Source organism: Citreimonas sp., assembly GCF_042096055.1.
In the GTDB taxonomy this organism is placed as follows: domain Bacteria; phylum Pseudomonadota; class Alphaproteobacteria; order Rhodobacterales; family Rhodobacteraceae; genus Citreimonas.
The window spans coordinates 6,072-27,017 of sequence record NZ_JBELMH010000034.1; the positions used below are offsets into that span (position 1 = coordinate 6,072).

Annotated in this window: 24 protein-coding genes; 5 read left to right on the top strand and 19 right to left on the bottom strand. The window is 67.2% G+C overall.

Translation table 11 applies throughout. The annotated features are described in order from the left end of the window. The 5 genes from ACFDTC_RS09440 to ACFDTC_RS09460 all read right to left on the bottom strand — a co-directional run. A partial coding sequence (locus ACFDTC_RS09440; RefSeq protein ID WP_375258626.1) for an ABC transporter substrate-binding protein occupies nt 1-568 on the bottom strand: 568 nt, incomplete at its 3' end. A gap of 54 nt (nt 569-622) precedes the next feature. Continuing rightward, entirely contained in the window at nt 623-868 is a 246-nt protein-coding gene (locus tag ACFDTC_RS09445; protein WP_375258627.1) for a PepSY domain-containing protein, read from the bottom strand. A gap of 9 nt (nt 869-877) precedes the next feature. Next, nucleotides 878-1,318, bottom strand: coding sequence for a hypothetical protein (locus ACFDTC_RS09450; RefSeq protein ID WP_375258628.1), 441 nt, complete (start codon nt 1,316-1,318; stop codon nt 878-880). Between the two features lie 18 nt (nt 1,319-1,336). Further along, nucleotides 1,337-2,311, bottom strand: a complete 975-nt coding sequence (locus tag ACFDTC_RS09455; RefSeq protein WP_375258629.1) for a YVTN family beta-propeller repeat protein — start codon at nt 2,309-2,311, stop codon at nt 1,337-1,339. 11 nt (nt 2,312-2,322) lie between these two features. Then, nucleotides 2,323-3,480, bottom strand: coding sequence for an ABC transporter substrate-binding protein (locus tag ACFDTC_RS09460; RefSeq protein ID WP_375258630.1), 1,158 nt, complete (start codon nt 3,478-3,480; stop codon nt 2,323-2,325). A 186-nt stretch (nt 3,481-3,666) separates the two neighbouring features. Between ACFDTC_RS09460 and ACFDTC_RS09465 the strand changes: the two genes are divergently transcribed. After that, nucleotides 3,667-4,143: a DUF3280 domain-containing protein gene (locus tag ACFDTC_RS09465; protein WP_375258631.1), complete on the top strand. Its 477-nt coding sequence runs from the start codon at nt 3,667-3,669 to the stop codon at nt 4,141-4,143. Nucleotides 4,144-4,163: 20 nt separating this feature from the next. On the opposite strand, the gene ACFDTC_RS09470 is transcribed toward ACFDTC_RS09465, so the two are convergent. The 7 genes from ACFDTC_RS09470 to ACFDTC_RS09500 all read right to left on the bottom strand — a co-directional run bounded on the left by ACFDTC_RS09470 (nt 4,164) and on the right by ACFDTC_RS09500 (nt 10,465). Continuing rightward, the gene (locus ACFDTC_RS09470; RefSeq protein WP_375258632.1) at nt 4,164-4,703 is read right to left on the bottom strand and encodes a PQQ-dependent catabolism-associated CXXCW motif protein; all 540 of its coding nucleotides are present in this window, start codon (nt 4,701-4,703) and stop codon (nt 4,164-4,166) included. Then, entirely contained in the window at nt 4,700-5,542 is an 843-nt protein-coding gene (locus tag ACFDTC_RS09475; protein ID WP_375258633.1) for a substrate-binding domain-containing protein, read from the bottom strand. The genes ACFDTC_RS09470 and ACFDTC_RS09475 overlap by 4 nt, the downstream gene beginning before the upstream one ends. Beyond that, on the bottom strand, nt 5,526-6,062 hold the full coding sequence (locus ACFDTC_RS09480) for a c-type cytochrome, methanol metabolism-related (protein WP_375258657.1): 537 nt from the start codon (nt 6,060-6,062) through the stop codon (nt 5,526-5,528). Before ACFDTC_RS09480 ends, ACFDTC_RS09475 begins: the two co-directional genes overlap by 17 nt. 83 nt (nt 6,063-6,145) lie before the next feature. Then, nucleotides 6,146-7,948, bottom strand: coding sequence for a methanol/ethanol family PQQ-dependent dehydrogenase (locus ACFDTC_RS09485; RefSeq protein WP_375258634.1), 1,803 nt, complete (start codon nt 7,946-7,948; stop codon nt 6,146-6,148). A gap of 121 nt (nt 7,949-8,069) precedes the next feature. Continuing rightward, a complete protein-coding gene (locus ACFDTC_RS09490; protein WP_375258635.1) occupies nt 8,070-8,483 on the bottom strand; it encodes a c-type cytochrome in 414 nt (137 codons plus the stop codon). Between the two features lie 22 nt (nt 8,484-8,505). Then, entirely contained in the window at nt 8,506-9,330 is an 825-nt protein-coding gene (gene fghA / locus ACFDTC_RS09495) for an S-formylglutathione hydrolase (protein WP_375258636.1), read from the bottom strand. A 7-nt stretch (nt 9,331-9,337) separates the two neighbouring features. Next, on the bottom strand, nt 9,338-10,465 hold the full coding sequence (locus ACFDTC_RS09500; protein ID WP_375258637.1) for an S-(hydroxymethyl)glutathione dehydrogenase/class III alcohol dehydrogenase: 1,128 nt from the start codon (nt 10,463-10,465) through the stop codon (nt 9,338-9,340). Nucleotides 10,466-10,628: 163 nt separating this feature from the next. Between ACFDTC_RS09500 and ACFDTC_RS09505 the strand changes: the two genes are divergently transcribed. After that, complete coding sequence (locus ACFDTC_RS09505; RefSeq protein WP_375258638.1) at nt 10,629-11,246, top strand: hypothetical protein; 618 nt, start codon at nt 10,629-10,631, stop codon at nt 11,244-11,246. Nucleotide 11,247: 1 nt separating this feature from the next. On the opposite strand, the gene ACFDTC_RS09510 is transcribed toward ACFDTC_RS09505, so the two are convergent. Beyond that, the gene (locus tag ACFDTC_RS09510) at nt 11,248-12,291 is read right to left on the bottom strand and encodes a quinoprotein relay system zinc metallohydrolase 2 (RefSeq protein WP_375258639.1); all 1,044 of its coding nucleotides are present in this window, start codon (nt 12,289-12,291) and stop codon (nt 11,248-11,250) included. Between the two features lie 123 nt (nt 12,292-12,414). Between ACFDTC_RS09510 and ACFDTC_RS09515 the strand changes: the two genes are divergently transcribed. Further along, the gene (locus ACFDTC_RS09515) at nt 12,415-13,221 is read left to right on the top strand and encodes a quinoprotein dehydrogenase-associated SoxYZ-like carrier (protein WP_375258640.1); all 807 of its coding nucleotides are present in this window, start codon (nt 12,415-12,417) and stop codon (nt 13,219-13,221) included. On the opposite strand, the gene ACFDTC_RS09520 is transcribed toward ACFDTC_RS09515, so the two are convergent. From ACFDTC_RS09520 to gfa, 6 genes are all read right to left on the bottom strand, one after another. Further along, nucleotides 13,218-13,568: a hypothetical protein gene (locus tag ACFDTC_RS09520; RefSeq protein WP_375258641.1), complete on the bottom strand. Its 351-nt coding sequence runs from the start codon at nt 13,566-13,568 to the stop codon at nt 13,218-13,220. The two genes, ACFDTC_RS09515 and ACFDTC_RS09520, sit on opposite strands and share 4 nt — an antisense overlap. Further along, a complete protein-coding gene (locus ACFDTC_RS09525; RefSeq protein WP_375258642.1) occupies nt 13,565-14,233 on the bottom strand; it encodes a hypothetical protein in 669 nt (222 codons plus the stop codon). Before ACFDTC_RS09525 ends, ACFDTC_RS09520 begins: the two co-directional genes overlap by 4 nt. Beyond that, on the bottom strand, nt 14,230-16,506 hold the full coding sequence (locus tag ACFDTC_RS09530; protein ID WP_375258643.1) for a hybrid sensor histidine kinase/response regulator: 2,277 nt from the start codon (nt 16,504-16,506) through the stop codon (nt 14,230-14,232). Before ACFDTC_RS09530 ends, ACFDTC_RS09525 begins: the two co-directional genes overlap by 4 nt. Then, nucleotides 16,503-17,669, bottom strand: a complete 1,167-nt coding sequence (locus ACFDTC_RS09535) for an FIST N-terminal domain-containing protein (protein ID WP_375258644.1) — start codon at nt 17,667-17,669, stop codon at nt 16,503-16,505. The genes ACFDTC_RS09530 and ACFDTC_RS09535 overlap by 4 nt, the downstream gene beginning before the upstream one ends. Before the next feature lie 2 nt (nt 17,670-17,671). Continuing rightward, nucleotides 17,672-18,397, bottom strand: a complete 726-nt coding sequence (locus ACFDTC_RS09540; RefSeq protein ID WP_375258645.1) for a LuxR C-terminal-related transcriptional regulator — start codon at nt 18,395-18,397, stop codon at nt 17,672-17,674. Nucleotides 18,398-18,569: 172 nt separating this feature from the next. Next, nucleotides 18,570-19,199, bottom strand: coding sequence for an S-(hydroxymethyl)glutathione synthase (gfa, locus tag ACFDTC_RS09545; RefSeq protein ID WP_375258658.1), 630 nt, complete (start codon nt 19,197-19,199; stop codon nt 18,570-18,572). A gap of 233 nt (nt 19,200-19,432) precedes the next feature. Here gfa and ACFDTC_RS09550 point away from each other — a divergent pair, with 233 nt between their 5' ends. Both ACFDTC_RS09550 and ACFDTC_RS09555 read left to right on the top strand, forming a co-directional pair. Then, nucleotides 19,433-20,155, top strand: a complete 723-nt coding sequence (locus ACFDTC_RS09550) for an ABC transporter ATP-binding protein (RefSeq protein ID WP_375258646.1) — start codon at nt 19,433-19,435, stop codon at nt 20,153-20,155. Beyond that, nucleotides 20,152-20,940: an ABC transporter permease gene (locus tag ACFDTC_RS09555; RefSeq protein ID WP_375258647.1), complete on the top strand. Its 789-nt coding sequence runs from the start codon at nt 20,152-20,154 to the stop codon at nt 20,938-20,940. Before ACFDTC_RS09550 ends, ACFDTC_RS09555 begins: the two co-directional genes overlap by 4 nt. Nucleotides 20,941-20,946 lie beyond the last annotated feature (6 nt).

Genomic DNA, 20,946 nt, shown 5'->3' on the forward strand with positions numbered 1-20,946 from the left:
GGAAGTGCCAGAAGTTGATCGCGCCATCGAGTTCGCCCGAGAGGCCGGTCTTGAAGATCAGCGGCGGCGCGCCGAAGACCTGCTCGGTCTCGGCCTTGAGGTCCATGTCGTGCTCCTGCTGCGCGTAGGCTCGCAGGATCAGCCACGACTTGTCGAGCGGCCCGCCCGCGATGCCGATCTTACCCCCGGCGAGATCGGCGAGGTTTTGCGCCTCGCTGTTCTCGGGGACCAGCAGACCGCCCACGGCCTTCGAGTACGGGATGAACACGTAATCCTTGCCGGCCGCATTCTGCCGCGCGACCCAGATCCAGTCGGCCACGGCCATGTCGGCCTCGCCGCCCTCGACCGCGACGCGGGTAGCGCCGTTGTCGGCATAGCCCTGGATCTGCAGGTCGAAGCCGTGCTTTTGGTCCAAACCCTGCTCGACGATCGTGTTCATCTCCCAATTGACGGTTCCGATCGCCAGCGTGGCGGCGCGGATCGTGGGCAGGTCCTGCGCCGTCGCGGCGGTCGCGAACGCGACGCTGAACAGCGCCGCGGCGCCGAGGCGGTTGACGATATCGAACATGGCATTCCTCCCATTCACGGCCCGCGCGGTGCCGGGCAGTCCTGCGGCGCAGGCCTATTCCGCCCGGCGCGAGACTTCGTTCAGGTCGGCGTCGAGCATGATGTCGAACTGGTTGCCGCCCTTGCAGATGACGTCGTCGAGGTCGTAGCCGCCGTCCTCCATCTCGATGTCGTCGGGCGCCATCTGGCATTCCATCTCGGCCAGCCTGGCCATGATGCGGTCGACGGTGTCCTGGTCGACGTGCGGGGCGGCAATGGCCGGCCCGGCCATCACGGCAAGCAACAAGGCGATGCGTTTCATCAACCCCCCCTACTGGATCGAGAACGTGACCTGCTGCGCCCCGCCGGTCGATCCGGGGATGCGCAACACATGGCTGCCGGGCTTGATCGCGATGAAGGACAGCGTGGCGGTGCCGGCCTTGTCGAACTCGATCGAGTCGATCGCCATGGGACGGATCTCGATCGAATTGATGACGATCTCGTTCATCCAGATCGCGCGGAAGAACCCCGCCCCCTCGACCGCCAGTTCGGCCGAGCCATCAGCGGTGATCTCGAGCTCGTAATAGGCGCCGGATTGCAGCACGCGGTCCTCGCCCAGCGGCTGGCCCGAGGCGAGCGTGAGCGGGATCGGCTCTCCGCGGTTGCAGGCGGCGAGCAGCCCGGCAAAGCCGAAATCTGTGCAGAGCGGCGCGGCAGCGGCACCCGACCCGATGCCCGTCGCGACGATCCCCGCGGCGATCAACCTCTTCATACGCGATCCTCCCTCGTGTCAGTCCGGCGTGACCACCACGCCCCAAGGCTGCTGCCCCACCTGGATCGACTTGATGGCCTTCTCGGCCGCCACGTCGATCACCGTGATGTCGTTGGAATTGCCGTTGGTGGTCAGCAGGTATTGCTGGTCCGGCGTGAAGCCGAGCTGCCAGACCCGCTGGCCCACCAGGATGTAGTCGATGACCTCGAGGCTTTCGCCGTCGATCACCGCCACGCGGTTCGCCGGCCCGAGCGCCACGAAGACGCGGCTGCCGTCGTCGGTCACCTTCACCCCAACCGGCTGCAGCCATTCCGGCAGCACGCCCGGAACCTCGAAGCCGATCTTCTTGACCAGCGTCGGCGTCCCGTCCGGCGCGATGTCCATCACCGACACCGTGCCGCCGATCTCGGACGACACGAACAACCGAGTGCCGTCGTCGGTGTACTGCGCGTAGCGCGGGCGCTGGTCGACCAGCACGTTGTGCTTGATCTCGTAATCCTCGGTCGAGATGAAATGCGCCATGTTCGTCGTCTCGGACGTGTTGACGACGAAGCTTTCATCTGGGCTGATGCCCATGCCCTCTGGCTCGACCCCCACGGGCACCTCGGCGAGGATGGTTCGCGTCTCGGTATCCGTGACGGTTACCAAGTTGTCGTCCTCGTTGGCGATATACAGGTGCCGTCCGTCGCTGCTGATCACGAACAGTTCGGGGTCGGGGCCGGACGGCAGGCTGGGCAGTTCCTCGTAGGTGTCGGTGTCGAAGACCCGCACCAGATCGTCGTCCGACGCGCAGACGTACAGCTTCGACCCGTCGGGGCTGAGCGTGATACCACGCGGGCGGTTGCCGCCGAAGAACTCGTCCGTGACTTCCCACGTGTCGGTGTCGATCACCGTGATCGTGTTGCCGCGCTCGTTCGATACGAAGGCCTTGTTGGCGAGCGCCGGCGCAGTGGAGGCGACTGTCAGGATCAGGGCGGCGAGGGTGGATTTCATCCCGGGCTCCATCATTCGAAGGCGGTGCAGGCGGATTCGGGCCGGTCGAGCCCCAGCGTATCGAGCGGCGAGACCTGGTGCAGGAACCCGTCCTGCGGGCTGACGCTGACGGTGATCATCCCGTCATACAGCAGGATCGGCTGGCGCAGTTGGCCGTTCCAATTGCGGAAGGTAACCTTCTGACCCTTGAAGGCGGCCAGCTCGAACGCGTCCGACAGCGCGTAGTCGCGCAGCGCCATCGGGTCGGAAGTCGTGGCGCGGGTCACCGCCTCGCCGATCACGCGCAGGGCAAGCCAGACGTTGTAATCCTCGGGCCGGACGTAGCGGCGGGTCAGCTCCTCGAACCGGGTGTGGAACTGCGTGGCCCCCCACGCCTCGTGCGCGCCGTGGAAGGTGACCGGCCGCAGCCCGGCCGAACCCATGACCGGTCGCGGCGTCCACAGGTGGAACGGCAGGTAGCGCGCGAAGTAGTCGGTGGCGTCGGCGGCGACGACCACATCGTGCTCGGCGGCGTCCTGCGTGTCGACCGGAAGCTGTCTCTGCACCAGCACGTGGCCGGAATCGGTGCGCCGGGTGCCGCCGCGATCCTCGAGGGTTCGGTCCTCGGTGACCTTCACGCCGAACTTCGCGGCCGACCGGCGGTAGGCGTCGGCCAGCGCGACGTCCTCGGGGTTCGATCCCGCGATCAGGAACCACCGGCCCCACCGTTTCCAGACCGCGTATTGCGCTACCGCGTCCGTCAGCATCAGGTTCGAGGGCGCGATGTGCAGCAGGTTGGCGCGGCAGGCTTCGTCGCGCAGGGCGACGTCGGGTGCGCTTGCGTTCAGCACCAGCGCGCCGGCCTCGGCGGCGCGGTCAGTCAGGCGCAGCAGGTCGTCGCCCTCGGCCATCACCACGATCAGCCCCACGCCTGCGTCCAGCAAGTCACCCAGCGCGGCGTCCGCCTCAGCAGGCGGGACGGCGACGGTCTGCGTCTCGTATGTGTGGCCCAGGAACCGGCCCGTGGTGCCGTTGTCTTCGTCCGCCAGCCGCGCGCCGGCAAAGCCCAGGTCGTCCGGCTGCAATTCGTAGCGCGAGATCGGCAGCAGCCGCTGGTAATCGACGCGCAGCACCGCGGCCTTCACCTCCAATGCGGCGGCCGGTCCGGTCAGGCACACGGCCGCAAGCATCGCCAGAAGCGAAACGAAAACGCGATTCACATCGACCTCCCCGACCCGGGTTCAACCCTTGGGCCTCTCCTCGCCAACCCTGTCCCAAAGCGCCCGGTGCACAACCGATACCTTTGGTCGGGTTGTGAGCATCAGCGTACCGGCTGCACGATGACCGACGAGTCTTATTTTCTAAGAAGGCTTCCCATGCATCGCCTGGCTACCCTGCTGTTTTTCCTTGCCGCCGCGCCACTTAGCGCGGGCGAACGGGTCGCCTTCTTCGGGATCACGCTGCTCGACGACACCGTTCAGACCGCACGGGGCAACGAAGCCGAGCAAGAGCGGACAAGGATGCTCGAGACCCTGGTCGCCGATCGTTTCGCCGCAGAGGGGTACGAGCTGGTCGACATCGCCCCGGTGCAGGACAAGCTGGACCGCGTCGTGAACCCGGCGAAATGCAACGGGTGCGACGCGCGGATGGCCGCGGATCTGGGCGCCGATTTCGCACTGGTCGGCGAGGTGCAGAAGGTGTCGAACCTGATCCTGTCGATGAACCTGCAACTGCGCGACGCCACGAGCGGCGAGACGATCAAGGGGCGCGTGGTCGACATCCGCGGCAACACCGACGAGTCCTGGTCGCGGGGGATGCGCTACATCCTCAAGACGGCGTTTTTCCCCGAATAACTTCACGGTCGGCGTCCGGTTCAGTCGGGTGCGGAGTACGGCGCGACCACCTCCATCGGATACCCATGCGCGTCCCAGCCGTCGGTGCCCTCGGGGAACCAGTGGACGGCGCCATAGCCCCATTCGACCGCCCGTCTCGCGGCGTTCCAGCTCATCCAGCATTCGGCGAGGCAGAAGATCACCACCGGATGCGCCGAGTCTCCGCCGGTCGCGGCCTCCAGCCCGGCGCGGAAGTACGCCTCGGTGACGTCGGCCAGCGCGCCGTAGCCCACGTTCGGAAGCCACAGCGCGTCCGGGATGGTGTCGCGCGGCTTGTCGCGCCAGATCGTGCCCTCGGGCAGGTTCGCGGGTCGCGGGGCCTGCGGCAGCACGTCGATGAACGCCGCGCCCTCGCGCCACAGCGCGTGCGCCTCGTCCGGGCCGACAACGGTGGCGCCGCGCAGCGTCTCGGGGACAGGAGCGCGATAGGACTCCATCCGGTAACCTTCGGGTTCGGGAACCTGCGCGGTGGCGGTCGCCGGCAGTCCCGCCAGAAGCAGGAGCGCCAGCGCCCGGATCATTGCGAGACGTCCAGCACCGCGTCGCCCATGTCGCTGACCAGCGGCACGCCCGCCTCGGACAGGATCGCGTCGATCTCGTCCTGGTGGCGGCGGATGAGCGAGTTGAGCTCGCGCTGCCAGACCTTCTCGCCCTGCCGCACGCCCATCGTGATGCGGTAGTGCAGACGCGGCGGCAGCGTTTCATTTATCAGCGGGATGACTTTCAGGCCGGGATGGTCCTGCTTGACCAGCGGCCCACCCAGCGGCCCCCAGAGGATGGCAGCGTCGATCTCGCCCGCTTCCAGATCGTCGAGCATGTCCTCGGCCGGGCTTTCGTTGCGCCGGTCGACGAAGAGAGCGTAGGACTTCGCCTTCCCGATCAGGCCGTTGCGCCCCATGTGCGTCGCCGGCGGGCTACCCGCCACGACGCCGATCCGAAGGCCCTTCAGTTGCGGATCCGACAGTGTCTCGACCTCGGCCAGCGGGCTGTCCTCGGGCACGATCAGTGCGTAGACCGACGTCATGTAGTGGTTTGTGTTCAGCACCAGCTCGTGCCCCTGGGCGTAGCCCATGATCACGTCGCACTTCTTGGCGCGCAGCGTGTTGCGCACGAAGCCCGTGGCCATCGGGAACCATTCGTAGCGCACCGGCAGGCCCAGCTTCTCGCCGATCAGGTCGGCGAGCGCGTTCTCGTAGCCCGGCGTGTCCTTGCCGGACATGGGCAGGTTGGCCGGATCCGCGCAGACCCGCAGGGCGTTCGTCGACACCAGATCCGAGGTCTGCGCCCGGCCGGGCGTGGCCGCCACGGCAAGGCACAGAAGGATCAGCGGTGCGACGACGCGGTCAGCCCATGCACGCATTTTCCATCTCGCGCACCAGGTCGGACTTGGCTTCTTTCTTGGCCGGGCGTCCGCGCGGGATCGCATCCATGCCGCGGGCCGCGAGATAGACGTAGATGTCGTCGAGGTAGCACATGACGTTCGGGTTATCGCCGAAATGCGGCATGACGGAATTGCCGTTCTGCCGGCCGTTCACCACCACGTCGACGAAGTCGTAATACCCCATGTTCACGGCCGAGTTCTTGATCTTGGGCGCGTAGGTCGAGCCTTCGCCGTCGGGCCCGTGGCAGACATGGCATTCGGAATGGTAGCGCCGGAACCCCGAGAACGTCTGCCAGTCCACCGTGCCGTCCTCGGCCACGTTGAAGGTCTTTATATCCTCGTCGTTGTAGTAGATGCCGTCCTCTTCGTAGGCGACCGCGAAGTCTTCCGCGTGCTCAGCCGGCTTCACGGGCTGGTCGCTCCAGGCTTGCGCCAGGCCGAGGGACGGAAGCAGGGCGCACGCTGCGGCTGCGGCGATGGAACGGGATGCGGTCCGCATCATGGGGCTCACCTTTTGCAAGTTTTGTCGGAAAAGGCTGGCGCAGGATCACCCCGCGCCAGCCCAGTCTCGATTCAGGCGTCTCAGTCGGGCAGCGCGAAGACGGTCAGCTGGCCGCCGAGCGCGGTGTAGTCGCTGAGCGCGGCGTAGCCGCCCACGGCGCCGAGACCGTCGTTCGGGTTGGTCAGACCGGCCGCGAGCCCGATGCCGGCCCAGCCGCCGATGCCGGACAGGATGCCGACATACTGCTTGCCGTCGGACTCGTAGGTCATGACGTTGCCGATGATGCCCGACGGGGTCTTGAACCGGTAGAGTTCGTCACCCGTCTCGGCGTCGATCGCCTTCAGGTAGCCTTCGAGCGTGCCGTAGAACACGATGTCGCCCGCGGTGGCCAGAGCGCCCGACCAGACCGAGAACTGCTCGGGGATCGACCACTTGATCTCGCCGTTGATGTTGTCCCAGGCGATGAAGTTGCCCATGCCGCCGTGGCTGTCGGGCGCCGGGTACATGGCGAGCGTCGCGCCCACGTAGGGCTGACCGGCGGTGTAGGCCACGCGGAACGGCTCGTAGTCCATGCAGACGTGGTTGGTGGGCACGTAGAACAGCTGCGTCTCGGGCGAGTATGCCGCCGGCTGCTGGTCCTTGGTCCCGAGAGCGGCCGGGCAGATGCCGGTCGAGTTCACGTCCTCGCCGTTCTGCTCGGTCGAGTACTGCGCGACCACTTCGGGCCGGCCGTAGGTGTCGGACTGGGGGTCCATGTCGACGCCCGTGGTCCAGTTCACCGCCGGGTCGTACTTCTCGGCCACCAGCAGTTCGCCGGAGACGCGGTCCATCGTGTAGGCGATCCCGTTCCGGTCGAAGTGGGTCAGAAGCTTGCGCTCCTCTCCGTCGATCTCCTGCTCGGTCAGGATCATCTCGTTGACGCCGTCGTAGTCCCATTCGTCATGCGGGGTCATCTGGTAGACCCACTTGGCCATGCCGGTGTCGATGTCGCGGGCCATGATGGTCATGGACCAGCGGTTGTCGCCCGGGCGCTGTGACGGGTTCCAGGTCGAGGGGTTGCCGGTGCCGTAGTAGACCAGGTTCTCGTCCGTATCGACCGCGTACCAGCCCCAGGTGGTGCCGCCGCCGATCATCCACTGGTCGCCTTCCCACGTGTTGGTGCCCGAGTTCTCGCCGACCGGCTCGCCCAGGTGCGTGGTGTTCTGCGGGTCCATCAGGATGTCTTCGTCCGGACCCATGGAATAGGCGCGCCACACCTGTTCGCCGGTTTCGATGTCGTAGGCGGTCACGTGGCCGCGCACGCCGAATTCACCGCCTGAGATGCCGACCAGCACCTTGTCGTTGACCGGCAGAACGGTTGCGGTGTTGGTCTCGCCCTTGGAGGGGTCGCCGTTGACCTGCTCCCATACGACCTCGCCCGACATCGCGTCGAGTGCGACGACCGTAGTGTCGGCCTGGTGCAGGAAGATCTTGCCGTCGGCATAGGCCACACCGCGGTAGACGGTGTCGCAGCACATCACCGCGATGACGTCGGGGTCCTGCTTGGGCTCGTAGCGCCACACGATCTTGCCCTCGTTCGCGAGGTCGAGCGCGTAGACGATGTTCGGGAAGGGCGTGTGGACATACATCATGTCCCCGATCACCAGCGGCGAGCCCTCGTGCCCGCGCAGGACGCCGGTCGAGAAGGTCCACGCCACCTGCAGGTCGCCGACGTTTTCCTTGTTGATCTGGTCGAGCTCCGAGAACCGCTGGTTCTTGTAGTCGCCGGTCTGGATCGCCCACTGCGTGGGGTCCGACATCTTCTCGACGAGATCGTCGTTCGCCAGCGCCGGCGAGGCGCAGGCTAGGGCGATCCCAGCCGTCAGGATTCGAAGGTGTTTCATTACGTTCCTCCCATTGGCGCGGCCGGGGCCGCAAGGTGGCATGCCGGGCGAAGCTGCCCCGCGATGCCGGTCATGGCCGGGGCGGCAGGCCTCCCCGCCGCCGCCCCCGCCGGTCACGCGGTCACGACCCTCCGTCCGCCTCGGCGGTGAAGGTCGCGAGATAGGCGATCACGTCGTTGCGCTCTTCCTCCTTGCGCAGACCCGGGAAGGCCATCTTGGTGCCCGTGGCGTAGTCGCGCGGCTTCTCGAGGAACGCGGCAAGCTCTTCGGGCGTCCAGGACTTGCCCTCCTCGCGCAGCGCGATGAGCGCGTCCGAGTAGTTGAAGTCCTCGAGGGCGGCGATCTCGCGGCCGACGACGCCGTTCAGCATCGGGCCGACCTTGTTCTGCGCGCCCTCGCCGACGGCGTGGCAGGCCATGCACTTGCGAAAGACCGCTTCGCCAGCAGCCGGGTCGCCCTGCATCGCGTGGCTTTCCGCGAAGGCCAGCACGGGCATCGTGACGAGAAGCGTTGCTGCTGCGAGTGTTTTCATCATCTTGAACCGTTTCCTTGGGATTTCAGTAGAGGCGTTCGGCATGCCAGGCGACGTGGTCGCCGGCGAAGCTGTTCACGAAGAAGTACGAATGGTCGTAGCCGTGCTGCACCCGGAAGGTGCCGGCCTGCCGCCGGCGCGCCATCATCGCGGCCAGCGCCTGCGGGCGGAGCAGATCGAAGAACTGGTCGTCTCCGCCCTGGTCGACCAGGATGTCGCCCTTCCAGCCCTTGTCATCGAGCAGCATGGTGGAATCGTGGTCCGCCCAGCCTGCCTCGTCGTCGCCGAGATAGGCGCTGAGCTGCTTGCGCCCCCAGTCGCTTTGCGTCGGGTTGGCGATCGGCGCGAAGGCCGAGACCGAGTCGAACTGGTCGGGGTTGCGCATCGCCAGCGTCAGCGCGCCGTGTCCGCCCATCGAATGCCCGGTGATGCCGTGGCGCCCGTCGACCCTGAACTCGCTGGTCACGATGTCGCGCAGCTCGTTCAGGACATAGTCGTACATCCGGTAATGCGGCCGCCAAGGGCTGCGGGTGGCGTTCACGTAGAACCCCGCGCCCTGCCCCAGGTCGTAGGCGTCGTCGTCGGCGACGCCGTCGCCGCGCGGGCTGGTGTCGGGATAGACAATGGCGATCCCGTGCTCGGCGGCGTGTTCCTGCAGGCCCGCCTTGGTCATGGCGTTCTCGTGCGTGCAGGTCAGGCCCGACAGGTACCACAGCACCGGCACGGGCCCGTCCTTGGCCTGCGGAGGCAGGTAGACCGCGAAGGTCATCTCGCATCCGCAGGTATTGGAGTCGTGCTTGTAGACCCCCTGGACCCCGCCGAAGCTGCGATTTTCGGAAACGATCTCCATCGCGCCCTCAGAACTCCACGACGGCGCGGATCGACTTGCCCGCGTGCATCAGCTCGAAACCTTCGTTGATCTGGTCGAGCGTCAGCTTGTGCGTGATCATGGGATCGATCTCGATCTTGCCGTCCATATACCAGTCGACGAATTTCGGCACGTCGGTGCGGCCCTTGGCGCCGCCGAACGCGGTGCCCTTCCAGACCCGGCCGGTGACCAATTGGAACGGGCGGGTGCCGATCTCGGCCCCGGCCGGCGCCACGCCGATGATCACCGAAACGCCCCAGCCGCGATGCGAGCATTCCAGCGCGTCGCGCATCACCTGCACGTTGCCCGTTGCGTCGAAGGAATAGTCGACGCCGCCGATCTGGTCCTTCTCGGTCTTGGTGATCTTGATGATCTCGGCCTTCACGTCGTCGACCTTCTTCGGGTTGACGAAATGGGTCATGCCGAACTTGCGCGCCATCTCTTCCTTGTCGTCGTTGAGATCGACGCCGATGATCTTGTCGGCGCCCGCCATGCGCAGGCCCTGGATCACGTTCAGGCCGATGCCGCCAAGGCCGAAGACCGCGGCGGTCGAGCCGATCTCGACCCCGGCGGTGTTGATCACCGCGCCGATGCCGGTGGTGACGCCGCAGCCGATGTAGCAGATCTTGTCGAAGGGCGCGTCGTCGCGGACCTTGGCCAGCGCGATCTCGGGCATCACGGTGTGGTTCGCGAAGGTCGAGCAGCCCATGTAGTGATGGATCGGCGTCCCATCGAGCATCGAGAACCGCGTCGTGCCGTCGGGCATCAGGCCCTGACCTTGCGTGTTGCGGATCGCGGTGCAGAGGTTTGTCTTGCCCGACAGGCAGGAATAACACTCGCGGCATTCGGGCGTGTAAAGCGGGATCACGTGGTCGCCGGGCTTGAGCGTGGTGACGCCTTCACCCACCTCGACCACGACGCCGGCGCCTTCGTGGCCCAGGATCGCGGGGAAGATCCCCTCGGGGTCGGCGCCCGAGCGGGTGAACTCGTCGGTGTGGCAGATGCCGGTCGCCTTGATTTCGACCAGCACTTCCCCAGCCTTGGGGCCTTCGAGGTTGACGTCCATGATTTCAAGCGGCTTGCCGGCCTCGAGGGCCACGGCGGCACGTGTGCGCATGTAGTACCTTCCTTCCTGTCACCGGTCCCAGCAGGCCGGCGCGTTTCGGTCAAAGTATGGTGGACCGGTGTATACCCGGACAATGCAGACTATAGTTTGCAATCGGTGGCGTAGACAGCCGCCGGGGCGTGCGCCATCCTCCCGACCGAGGGAGGGGTTTGCCATGACGACGCGCGCATTCTTCGCGGCCGCACTGCTGGGCCTGGGGTTTCCGGGCGTCGCGGGGGCCGCCGACTTCTCGGACCCGACATGGCCGTGCATCCAGCGCAAGGTCGAACGTCTTTCGGTGGGCCTGATGTGGCCCCGGCCGATCCCCGAGGACATGCCGCAGGACCCCGCGCTGCGCGACGCGGTCGAAGGGCTCGGCGCCAAGCTGGCCGTGCGGCGGATCGAACCCGAGACGTTGAAGCCGGATATCGCCGCCTTCGCCGAGTCGCATGGCGGAGACGCCGATCTGCTGGGCCACGTCTTCCAGCAGGTCTTCGACAGTCTGTCGCAGCGACGCGCGCGCATCATCGACGGCATCGCCGAGTTCTCGCTGAGCCAGATCGCGCTGTCGGAACGGATCGAAGCCGCGCGTCAGGAGATGGACGCCGAGATGGCGAAGGCCGATCCCGACTTCGACAAGGTCGACGCGCTCGAGGAGCAGATCGACTGGGACCAGACGATCCACACCGATCGGCAGCAATCCATCACCTACCTGTGCGAGACGCCGACGCTTCTGGAAAAGCGGCTCTACAGCATCGCGCAGCTGCTTCAGGCCGAGATCGAGGGCTCCTGACTCATTCCCATTCTAGCTCGGTGAAGGCGACCGTTGCGTTGCGCGGGTTGTGGGCGTCGAAGAGCTGCCAATGCGGTCGTTCGTCCTCGGCGATTTGCGTCACCGCCTCGCCCAGCCTTTCGCCCGCATCTATGGCGGCGCGCGTGTCGTGGGCCAAGATTTGCAGGTAGCGCGCCAGCGGTTCCGCGCCGTCGGGCCACGGCAGCGACGGGCCGCCATGCCCGGGCACCACCTGGCGGATGTCTTGTCCCTGAAGGTCCTCCAGAACCCGCTGCCAGCCGCGCAGGCTGCCGTCCAGCGCGGGCGCGTGATCGTCGAAGACCAGATCGCCCGCGAACAGCGTGCCCGTCTGCACGTCGAACACCGTCAGGTCCGTGCCGGAATGCGCGGCCGGCCAGGCGCGCAGGTGCAGCACGCGGTTTCCGAGGTCGATCGCGGTCTCGTCTTCCACCGTAAGCGTGACGCGCGGCACCTGCGTACCCAGGAACGCCTGTGGGCCGATCTCCCTTGCAAGGCTCTCGCGGTAGTTGGCCTGCCGGTCGGCAAGCGCGCGCGGCAGACGCGCATGCCCGACGATCTCGGCCCCCGCCTCGGCGAAGACACTCGCGCCGAAGACGTGGTCGGGATGCACATGCGTCAGGATCACGTGGCTGACCTGCAGGTCGGTCCGAAGGCGGATCGCGCGCCACGTCGCCTCGCCCATCCAGCGGGCCGAGCCGCTGTCGATTACCGCCACGGACGCCTCGCCGATCACGATGGCGAGATTGGACACGTCGCCGCGATTAGCCTCGTCCGGCTCTTCGATGTGGCCGCGGTGGACGTGCACGCCCTCGGCCACCTCGACCATCTCAAGCGCGTCTCCCGCCGGCCGGCACCGCGGAATTGAAGCCGTTCCCAACCCCGCAAACGCCGCAAGATCAGGCGGTTGCCCCGCCAGCGCCGCCTCGCACTTGGCCTGCGCCACAGCCTCGAACCCCGGCAGCAGAACCTCGCGGCACTGGCCTTCCGTCGTTGCCAGACACATCAGCACCACCGCCTCGAACATGCCGCCTCCTCCCGTCCACAGCCTGCCACGGACGGCGGCGCAGGCCATACAGACTTAATGAGAGGTGTGCGTAAGGCCGCGCGCGTGGCACACTGTGCCCGTCCCCATGCAGGAGGAGGAGGCATGGCCCGCACTCTCATGTTCGCAGGGGCGCTTGCCCTGCTGGCGGCGCCGGCGCTTTCCGGCGAGACGGTCGAGAACCCGCTGACGACAAGTGCGACCTGGCAGTCGCTGCAGTTCGACGTGCTGGGCGACCGGCCGGTATCGGAGGCGCAAAGCCCGCTCGCGCTCGACGCGCCCTACCGCGCGAGCGACGCGGCGACGGTGCCGATCGTGCTGCGCCAGACCGACCCGTCCGTGCGGATCGAGGCAGCGACGCTGGTGATCGACGAGAACCCTGCTCCCGTCGCGGCAGAGTTGACGTTCTCCGAGTCCATGGCGCCGGTCGAGTTCGAGCTTCGCGTGCGGGTGAACCGGTATTCCAACGTCCGCGTCATCGCCGAGACGCCCGGGGGGCTGTTCATGTCGGGCCGCTTCGTCAAGGCATCGGGCGGCTGTTCGGCCCCCGCAACGCGGGCACCCGAGGTGGCGCTGGCGAACCTCGGGCAGATGAAGCTGCGCACGTTCGAGCCGGCGCCGATTTCGACGCCCCGGCGCGAGGCGCAGATCATGCTGCGCCACCCGAACTATTCCGGGCTGCAACGCGACCAGGTCTCGCAACTGTTCATCCCCGCGCATTTCATCGACCATCTCGAGGTGTGGCAGGGCGATGACCGGCTGTTCACGATGGACGGCGGCATCTCGATCTCGGAGAATCCGGTCTTTCGCTTCAGCTACGACGACAACGGCGCGCCGGCGCTGACGGTCCGGGCGACGGACACCGAGGGCAACCGGTTCGAGCAATCGCTGCCAAAGGACGCGCAGGGCTAGAAGCAGACCAGTTCGGCCTCGGCCTGCGCCCGGCGCAGGTCGGTGACAAAATTTTGCGCGGCCACGGCGCTGTTGAACACCGCCATCCGTTCGCCGCCCACGCGGCGCATCGCCAGTACGGTCTCGGCCTGCAGGTATTTCTCGTAAGGCAGGATCGACGCGATCTCGTCGATCGAGCACGAACACTGTTCCAGCACCTGCCGGCTGTTGCCGTTGGTGGCCATGCAGGCAAAGACGTAGTCCGCCCGCGCCGCGGTGGGATAGTCGTTGTAGCGCTGCGCCGCGTCCTGCGCTGGCGCAGCGCAGGGCAGCGCCAGCAGGACCGCAGCCGCCGCCAGCCGGGTCATTGCGTCTCGTCCTCCAGTGCGTCGAAGGTGATGGCCGAGCGATAGACCGGCGCGTCATCGCCCGGCGCCTCGGCCACGAGGCTGAGATACCAGCCCGGCACCTCGTCGGACATGGTCACCGTCAGCGCGAGATCGCCGAAGCCCATCATCCGGTCGGCGTTCGGATCGCCGCGGAACGGGTGCAGCGTGATCGTTCGGGTCTCGACCGTCTCGCCGTCCACGCTCGCCTCGCCCTCGACCACCTCGGAGGGCTGGACCAATGCCTCTTTCACGCGGTTGCGGATGTAGAACGGGCTGCCGCCGGCGGCCTCGGCCATGTCGCGCACCACGGTCTCGTAGAAGTACATGATCATCGGGTTGCCGACGCTGGCGGGAAAGCTGCCGAGGTTGCGGTACTTCTCGCCTTGCCGGAACTCGATATCCGCCATGCGCGCCTCGTCCTTGCGGATGTCCAGCGCGATCGTGCCGGTGTCGCGTTCGGCCGCGTCGGGTTTGACGCTGTTGTCGACCTCGCGGCTATAGACCAGCGAGCGGTCGAGCGGGATCGCGTCCAGCGTGCCTTCGCGGAACAACAGATCATAGGTCTCGGTGCCGCTCGCCGCCGTGGCGGACGCCGGAGCCGCCAAGCCCAGCGCGATGACCCCGGCCGTCAGGATGTGTTTCATGAATGGTTCCTCCCGGGATCGAGACTAGGCACCTGCCTTGCGGTGTCACCGCCGACTTTCGGCGCAGTCACGCTGCTGCCGCTCAGCTTCCATTCGATCAGGGGCCGCAGGCGTGACACGCGCACCGGCTTGGCCATGACCGAGAAATCCTCTTCGCGCCCCGCATTGCGCAGGCTTTCGCGTCGATCGGCCGTGATCATGATCGCCGGCACGTGCACCCCGGTTTCGCTGCGGATGCCGCGGATCGTGTCGAGCCCGGTATCCGCGTCGCCAAGCTGGTAGTCGACCAGCAGGATGTCGGGCGGCATGCCGATCTCGCGCACGTGGCGCAGAGCGGCGTCGGTCGAGCGCGCCGCCAGCACCGATGCCCCCCAGGCCTGCAGCGTCTGCGTCGTCGCGAACAGCACGGTCTCGTCGTTCTCGACCACCATCGCGATGCAGTCGTGCAGCGTGTCGCCGGCAAGCGCGGGCGGCGGCGTGTCTTCCGCCACCTGCGTGGCGCGGCCGACGACCTCGAACTCGATGCAGAAGACCGAGCCGACGCCGATCTCGGACGACATCCACAGCCGGTGGCCGAGATGGCGGCAGGTGCGCTCGACGATCGACAGGCCCAGCCCCACGCCCGAACCCGCCTCGGCGTTACCGGCCCGGGCGAATTCGTCGAAGATGCGGGTCTGGTCCTCCTTGCCGATGCCGATACCGGTGTCCCAGACCTGCAAAACTACCCTGTCACCGCGCCGCCGGCAGCCCAGCAGCACGCGCCCGCCCGGGCGCGAATATTGCAGCGCGTTGACGACGAGGTTCTGGACCGAGCGCAGCAGGTAGACCGGGTCGGACCGCACCTCGGCCAGGCAAGGGACCATGCGCAGCTCGACGCCCTTTTCCTGCGCCAGCGGCATCTGGTCCTCGAACACGGTCTGCATGACGTTGCCCAGGCACAGCACCGACGGGTTCACCGCGTCCTGATCGGCGCCGTCCAGCCGCGAAATGTCCAGAAGCGCCCGCAACAGCTGCTCCATGGACGAGAACGCACCCTTGAGCCGCTCGATCATCGGCGCAAGCTCGGTACCGGTTGCGTTCTGGCGCAGCGTGGCGATCAGCAGCTTGGCGGCGTTGATCGGCTGCAGCAAATCGTGGCTGGCCGCCGCCAGGAAGCGGGTCTTGGACGACACCGCAGCCTCGGCGCGCTCCTTGGCCAGGCGCAGCTCCTCCTCGACGCGGGCCTTGGCCTCGTATTGCTGGGTCAGGCTTTCGTTCGCGGTGGTCAGTTCCAGCGTGCGCTCGCGCACCCGGTTCTCGAGCGTCTCGGTCGCGCGGTTCTCGAGCGTGACGTCCTTCAGCTCGACCAGAAAGCCCCCGTCGGGCAGCATGTTGGCCTGCAGGTCGAACACCTGCCCGGCATGGTTGCGCACCTTGCGGCGCATGTGCCCGTCGCGCATCAGCTCGTCGCGCCAGAAATTGACGTCGAGCAACGCGCGTTCGCTGACGTGGACCCGGCTGGACAGCAGCCTCAGCAGCTGCTCCAGCGTCATCCGGCGCTGCAGCGCGGTGTAGGGCAGCCCGGTCAGGTGGCGGAACTGCTTGTTGTGGATCACCAGTTCGCCGGCGGCCGAGAAGCTGCACATGCCCGAGGTCATGTTCTCGAACATCGCCTGCAGGTAGTCGGCCTGCCGGTCGATCAGGTCCTCGCGCTCGGTCCGGTTGCGCCGCACGATGGCGGTGATCTCGGTCAGAAGGATCACCATGTTGTCGTGCGAGGTGCGCTGCATCGAAAGCTGGTACCAGCGGTCGTCGGTCAGTTCGAGCACGACCGACAGCGCCGGCGCGCCGTTGCGGACCGGCTCGATCGGCCGGTCCGACGAACGCAAGTGGCGACTGCGCTGGATCAGCGCGGCGTAGTCGGTCAGCGCGAGGCCAGGCACCACGCGGTCCGAAATGTCGGGCAGCAGGTTCAGGAACAGGTCGTTGCACACGTCCAGCCGTTCGTCGGTGAACAGCGCAAAGCCCTCGCCCATCGCCGATAGCGCCTCGTCGAGGTTCTTGCGCGTGCGTTCGCGCTCGATGCGCACGCTTTCCAGCTCGGTCGTGGCGCGAGCCAGGTCACGGTCGCGCGCGGCGACCTGTGACTGCAGCTCGATCGCGGACTGAAAGGCGCTGTAGGCGGTCTGGCTGACGTCGTTCTCGCGCGTGGCCCGGCGCACCAGCGCCTCGATGATCCGGGCCTGCCGCGCAAGCTGAACCTCGGCGGGTTCCTCGGGATCGACCAGGTTCAATGCAGCCGGTTCCTCTCGGGGTCGAAGAAGGCGATGCCGACGAAGGTCTGGTTCATGTGCAGGCCGCAATGCTGCTCGCCGTAGGTGTTGAAGCCGAAGACCCGCCGACGCCGGAAGACCTCGTTGGCGGCGGCGCCCAGCTGCTTCTGCTCTATCTCCAGCCGGCGCAGCACGCAGTCGAAGCCCAGGATGAAATCCGGCCGCTCGCCCGCGGGGTCGCTGACGTCCAGTTCGTGGTCCAGCGTCTCGATGATCTCCTTGCCGCGACCCAGCACCATCACCAGCCCCTCGTCGATGGCGGCGAGAAACGACAGCGCTTGCGCCTCGCGCACGCCGCTGACGGCGCGCACGTAGTGGTTGCGGTTGTGCCGCACGAGCATCGGGTTCTCGGCGAAGACCTCGGGCGACAGGTCGCGCACGTCGCAGCCGACCAGCCGCGCGAACTCGGTCGCGGCCGGCGCGCCGTTGATCTCGTAGACCATGCGTTCCTCGGTGTTGGCGGCGGTGATCACCAGCTCGCGCCCCTCGGGCAGGAAATGGTCGAAGCTGAGGCCCTGGTAGCGCAGGTTGGTCTCGATCAGCAGCAGCAGGGCGGCGTTGTCGTGGAACGCGCCGTTGCGCAGGATGCGCGTGCGCTTGAACGACAGCCCGTCCCCGGCCGAGCCGCCGAAGACAGGGATGCCCTCGAGCATGGTCTCGAGCACCGAGGCGAGCAGATCCTCCTGCTTGGACAGCCCGTCGGCGAAGACCAGCGCCAGCCGGCTCCACCCCGCGGTGTGGGTGAAGCGCGTATCGGCGTCGCGCACCTGCTCGATGATCGCGGCAATCGACAGCGGCTTGAGCGGCTCGACAAGGGTCGAGGCGCAACGGAAATGCTCGCGCCGGAAGGCGATGAGCAGCAGCGCCTCGTCCTGGTAGCCGTCGGCGGTGATCTGCCCGGCGGTGGTGCAGCCAAAGACCGGCACCCCGTCGAGCGCGTCCTCCAGCGCCGGGGCCAGCGCGTCGCAATCCAGCCCGTCCGGCACGAAGGCCAGCACGAAGCACGTGTCGCCCGGGTCGATCTGCGCGCTGGCTTCGCAGGCGGCCGTGGCGGCGTCGCGCGCGAAGGACTGCGCCACCGTCACGTGACGCGGGCGGCCGGTGTCCGGCTCTCCGTCGCGCATGCCTAGTGGCACAGGAAGCTGCGCGCTTCCGGCTCTCCCTCGTCGGCGAGGATCTCCTGTCGCGCGGCCTCGACCATCAGCGCCGCCTGCGTGCGGTTGCGCACGCCCAGCCGGCGCAGCAGCGCGGTGATATGCGCCTTCACCGTCGCCTCGGCGAGGTCGAGCTCGTAGGCGATCTGCTTGTTCGGCTTGCCGGCGCAGATCAGCTTCATCACCTTCTGCTGCTGCGGCGTCAGCGAGGCGAGCTTGGGGTGCACGGCGTCCGGCACAGCGTCGGCCTGCCCGTCACGCTCGCCCAGCCGGTAGTCGCTGGGCACGTGCTTGCGGCCCTTCGCGATCTCGGCCAGCACGGCCTGCAATTCGTCGACCGGCGTGTCCTTCGACACGAACCCGGCGCAGCCTTCCTGCATCAGGGCGCCGACCAGTGCGCGCGACGCCAGCGACGAAATCACCAGGATCGGCGTGTCGGGCACCCTTGCCCGGACCGAGACGAAGCCCGAGATGCCGGCCACGTCCGGCAGTTTCAGGTCGAACATCACCAAGTCGGGCTCGAACCCCGCGTCCAGGACCTTGAGCGCGGCGCCGAGCGAACCGGCCTTCTCGATTCGACAGGATGTGAAGACGCCCTTCAGCGCGCCGGCCAGCGCGTCGCTGTAGAGCGGATGATCGTCAACGATCAGGACGGACGAGATGGATTCGGCCGGCCCACTCACCTTGAAATGTTGCATTTGCGTTCCTCCCCGAAAAGGAGGCTATCGGAGCGTCCGCATATTGCAACACATAGTCGCCGAGAAGTTGTTCTAAGGCAGCCCGTGGCCGCGCCCCGCGCCCGGGCGCGGACGCAGCTTTAGCGTGCCGCCAGCGATGGCGGCGCAGGGCCTTATTCACCGGGTCGCAGGGTCAGGCGGCCTTGGGTTTCCGGCTTGCCACATGGGTCGCGATCGCGTCCATCAGCGGCGGCGACAGGCAATCGTAGGGCGTCAGCCCAAGCTCGGTCAGGCGGCCGCGAATCTCGTCCATGCGGGCCGGTTCGACCCCAGATTCGATGATCGACGACACGAAAGCCGCGAAGGTCGGCGCTGCCCAGCCGCGCTGCGGAGACAGTTCGGTGTGAACGAAATCAAGGCCATGGAACGGGTGGTTCGGGTCCTCGATCCGACCCACCATGTGGGTGCCGCAATCCCGGCAGGCATGGCGCTGAATCGCCGCCGTCGGGTCCACGATGTACAGCTTTTCCGCGTTCTCGGTCACCTTGACCTTGTCCCGTGAAACCACGGCGATCTGGCTGAAGATCGCGCCCTGCGGCTTCCAGCACTTGGTACAACCGCAGACGTGGTTATGCGCGGTCTGGGCGCCGACCTCGACCACAACGGGGCTCTTGGTGCACTTGCATTTCAGGGTGCCCCCGGCTAATCCCGGCTTCTCCGGCGGGATGCCGTTATCAACCTGCGGATGAATTTTCACATGCGCGTATTTCCGGGCGGCGGGCTTGTCCGCCCCGCCTCGGGAAAAGATGTCCAGTAGTCCCATGGGTGTCCTCCCCTCCTCCGCGCCGCTGTTCTGCGGTCGGGTCGCGTCGATTGTCCCGAAGCGCGGCGTCTGTCGCAATTCAGCGCTTAGTCTTAATCCGACCGTTGCCGGCACTCGCTCGATGCGGACGCCGGACACCGCCGAAAGTCGGCATCCCCAGTGCCGCGCGCGCCTTGCATCCGGCAGGGTCCCCCGCCATCCTCGCCCCGACCTGACGAGACAAGAGCCGAGCCATGACCGCCGGGCTGCGCGTGGAGAACCTCAGATTCCGGTACGGTGCGCGCGAGGCGCTCGGCGGCGTGTCCTTCGAGATCCCGCCGGGGCGGTTCTGCGCGCTGCTCGGCCCGAACGGCGCGGGCAAATCCACGCTGGTCTCGCTGCTGACGCGCCTGTTGGTCTCGTCCGAGGGGCGCATCTCGATCGCTGGGCACGACCTTGGCCGGCACCCGCGCGCGGCGCTGGCCGATCTCGGCGTGGTGTTCCAGCAGCCGACGCTCGACCTCGACCTGAGCGTGCGGCAGAACCTCGCCTATTTCGCCGCCCTGCACGGCCTGCCCCGGCGCACGGTGCCCGACCGGATCGAGGCCGCCTTGGGTCGCCTCGACATGCTGGAACGCGCGGACGAGAAGGTGCGCGCGCTGAATGGCGGCCACCGACGCCGGACCGAACTGGCCCGCGCGCTGCTGCACAAGCCGCGCGTGCTGCTGCTGGACGAACCCACCGTGGGCCTGGACGCCGCGTCGCGCGCCGGCATCACCGCGCATGTGCACGACCTCGCGCAGAACGACGGGCTCTGCGTGCTCTGGGCCACGCACCTGACGGACGAGGTGCGTGATGGCGACCGGCTGCTGGTCCTGCACCGGGGCAAGATCATCGCCGACGGCGAGACCGGCGAGATCCGCGGCGACAGCCCCCTGTCCGACTGGTTCCTCGACCGGACCGGAACGCCGGTATGACTTGGGCAATCGCCCTTCGCGCCATCGTCGGGCGCGAATTCCTGCGCTTCGTGCACCAGCGCGAGCGCTTCCTGTCGGCGCTGGTTCGGCCGCTGGTCTGGCTGCTGATCTTCGCCGCCGGTTTTCGCGCGGCGCTCGGGGTGTCGATCATCCCGCCCTACCAGACCTACATCACCTACGAGACCTACATCGTGCCCGGCCTGTGCGCGATGATCCTGCTGTTCAACGGCATGCAAAGCTCGCTCGCGCTGGTCTACGACCGCGAGATGGGGTCGATGCGCCTGCTGCTGACCAGCCCGCTGCCGCGCTGGTGGCTGCTGTTCGCGCGCCTCGTCGCGTCCAGCGCGATCTCGGTGCTGCAGGTCTACGCCTTCCTTGCCATCGCCGCGCTGTTCGACATCACGATGCCCGCCTGGGGCTACGTCGCCGTGCTGCCGGCGCTGTTCCTGGGTGGCATCATGCTGGGCGCGCTGGGGCTGGTGCTGTCGAGCTTCGTGCGCCAGCTCGAGAACTTTGCCGGCGTGATGAACTTCGTCATCTTCCCGATGTTCTTCCTGTCCTCGGCGCTCTACCCGCTGTGGAAGATGCAGGAATCCTCGTCCCTGCTGCGCGACATCTGTGCGCTGAACCCGTTCACCCACGTGGTCGAGCTGATCCGCTTTGCGCTCTACACCCAGTTCAACGGCCCTGCGCTGCTGTGGGTGCTGGTTGCCTCGGGCGTCTTCTGCCTGGCCGCGATCTGGGGATACGATCCGGCGCGCGGCCTGATGAAACGCAAGGGGTAGGGCGTG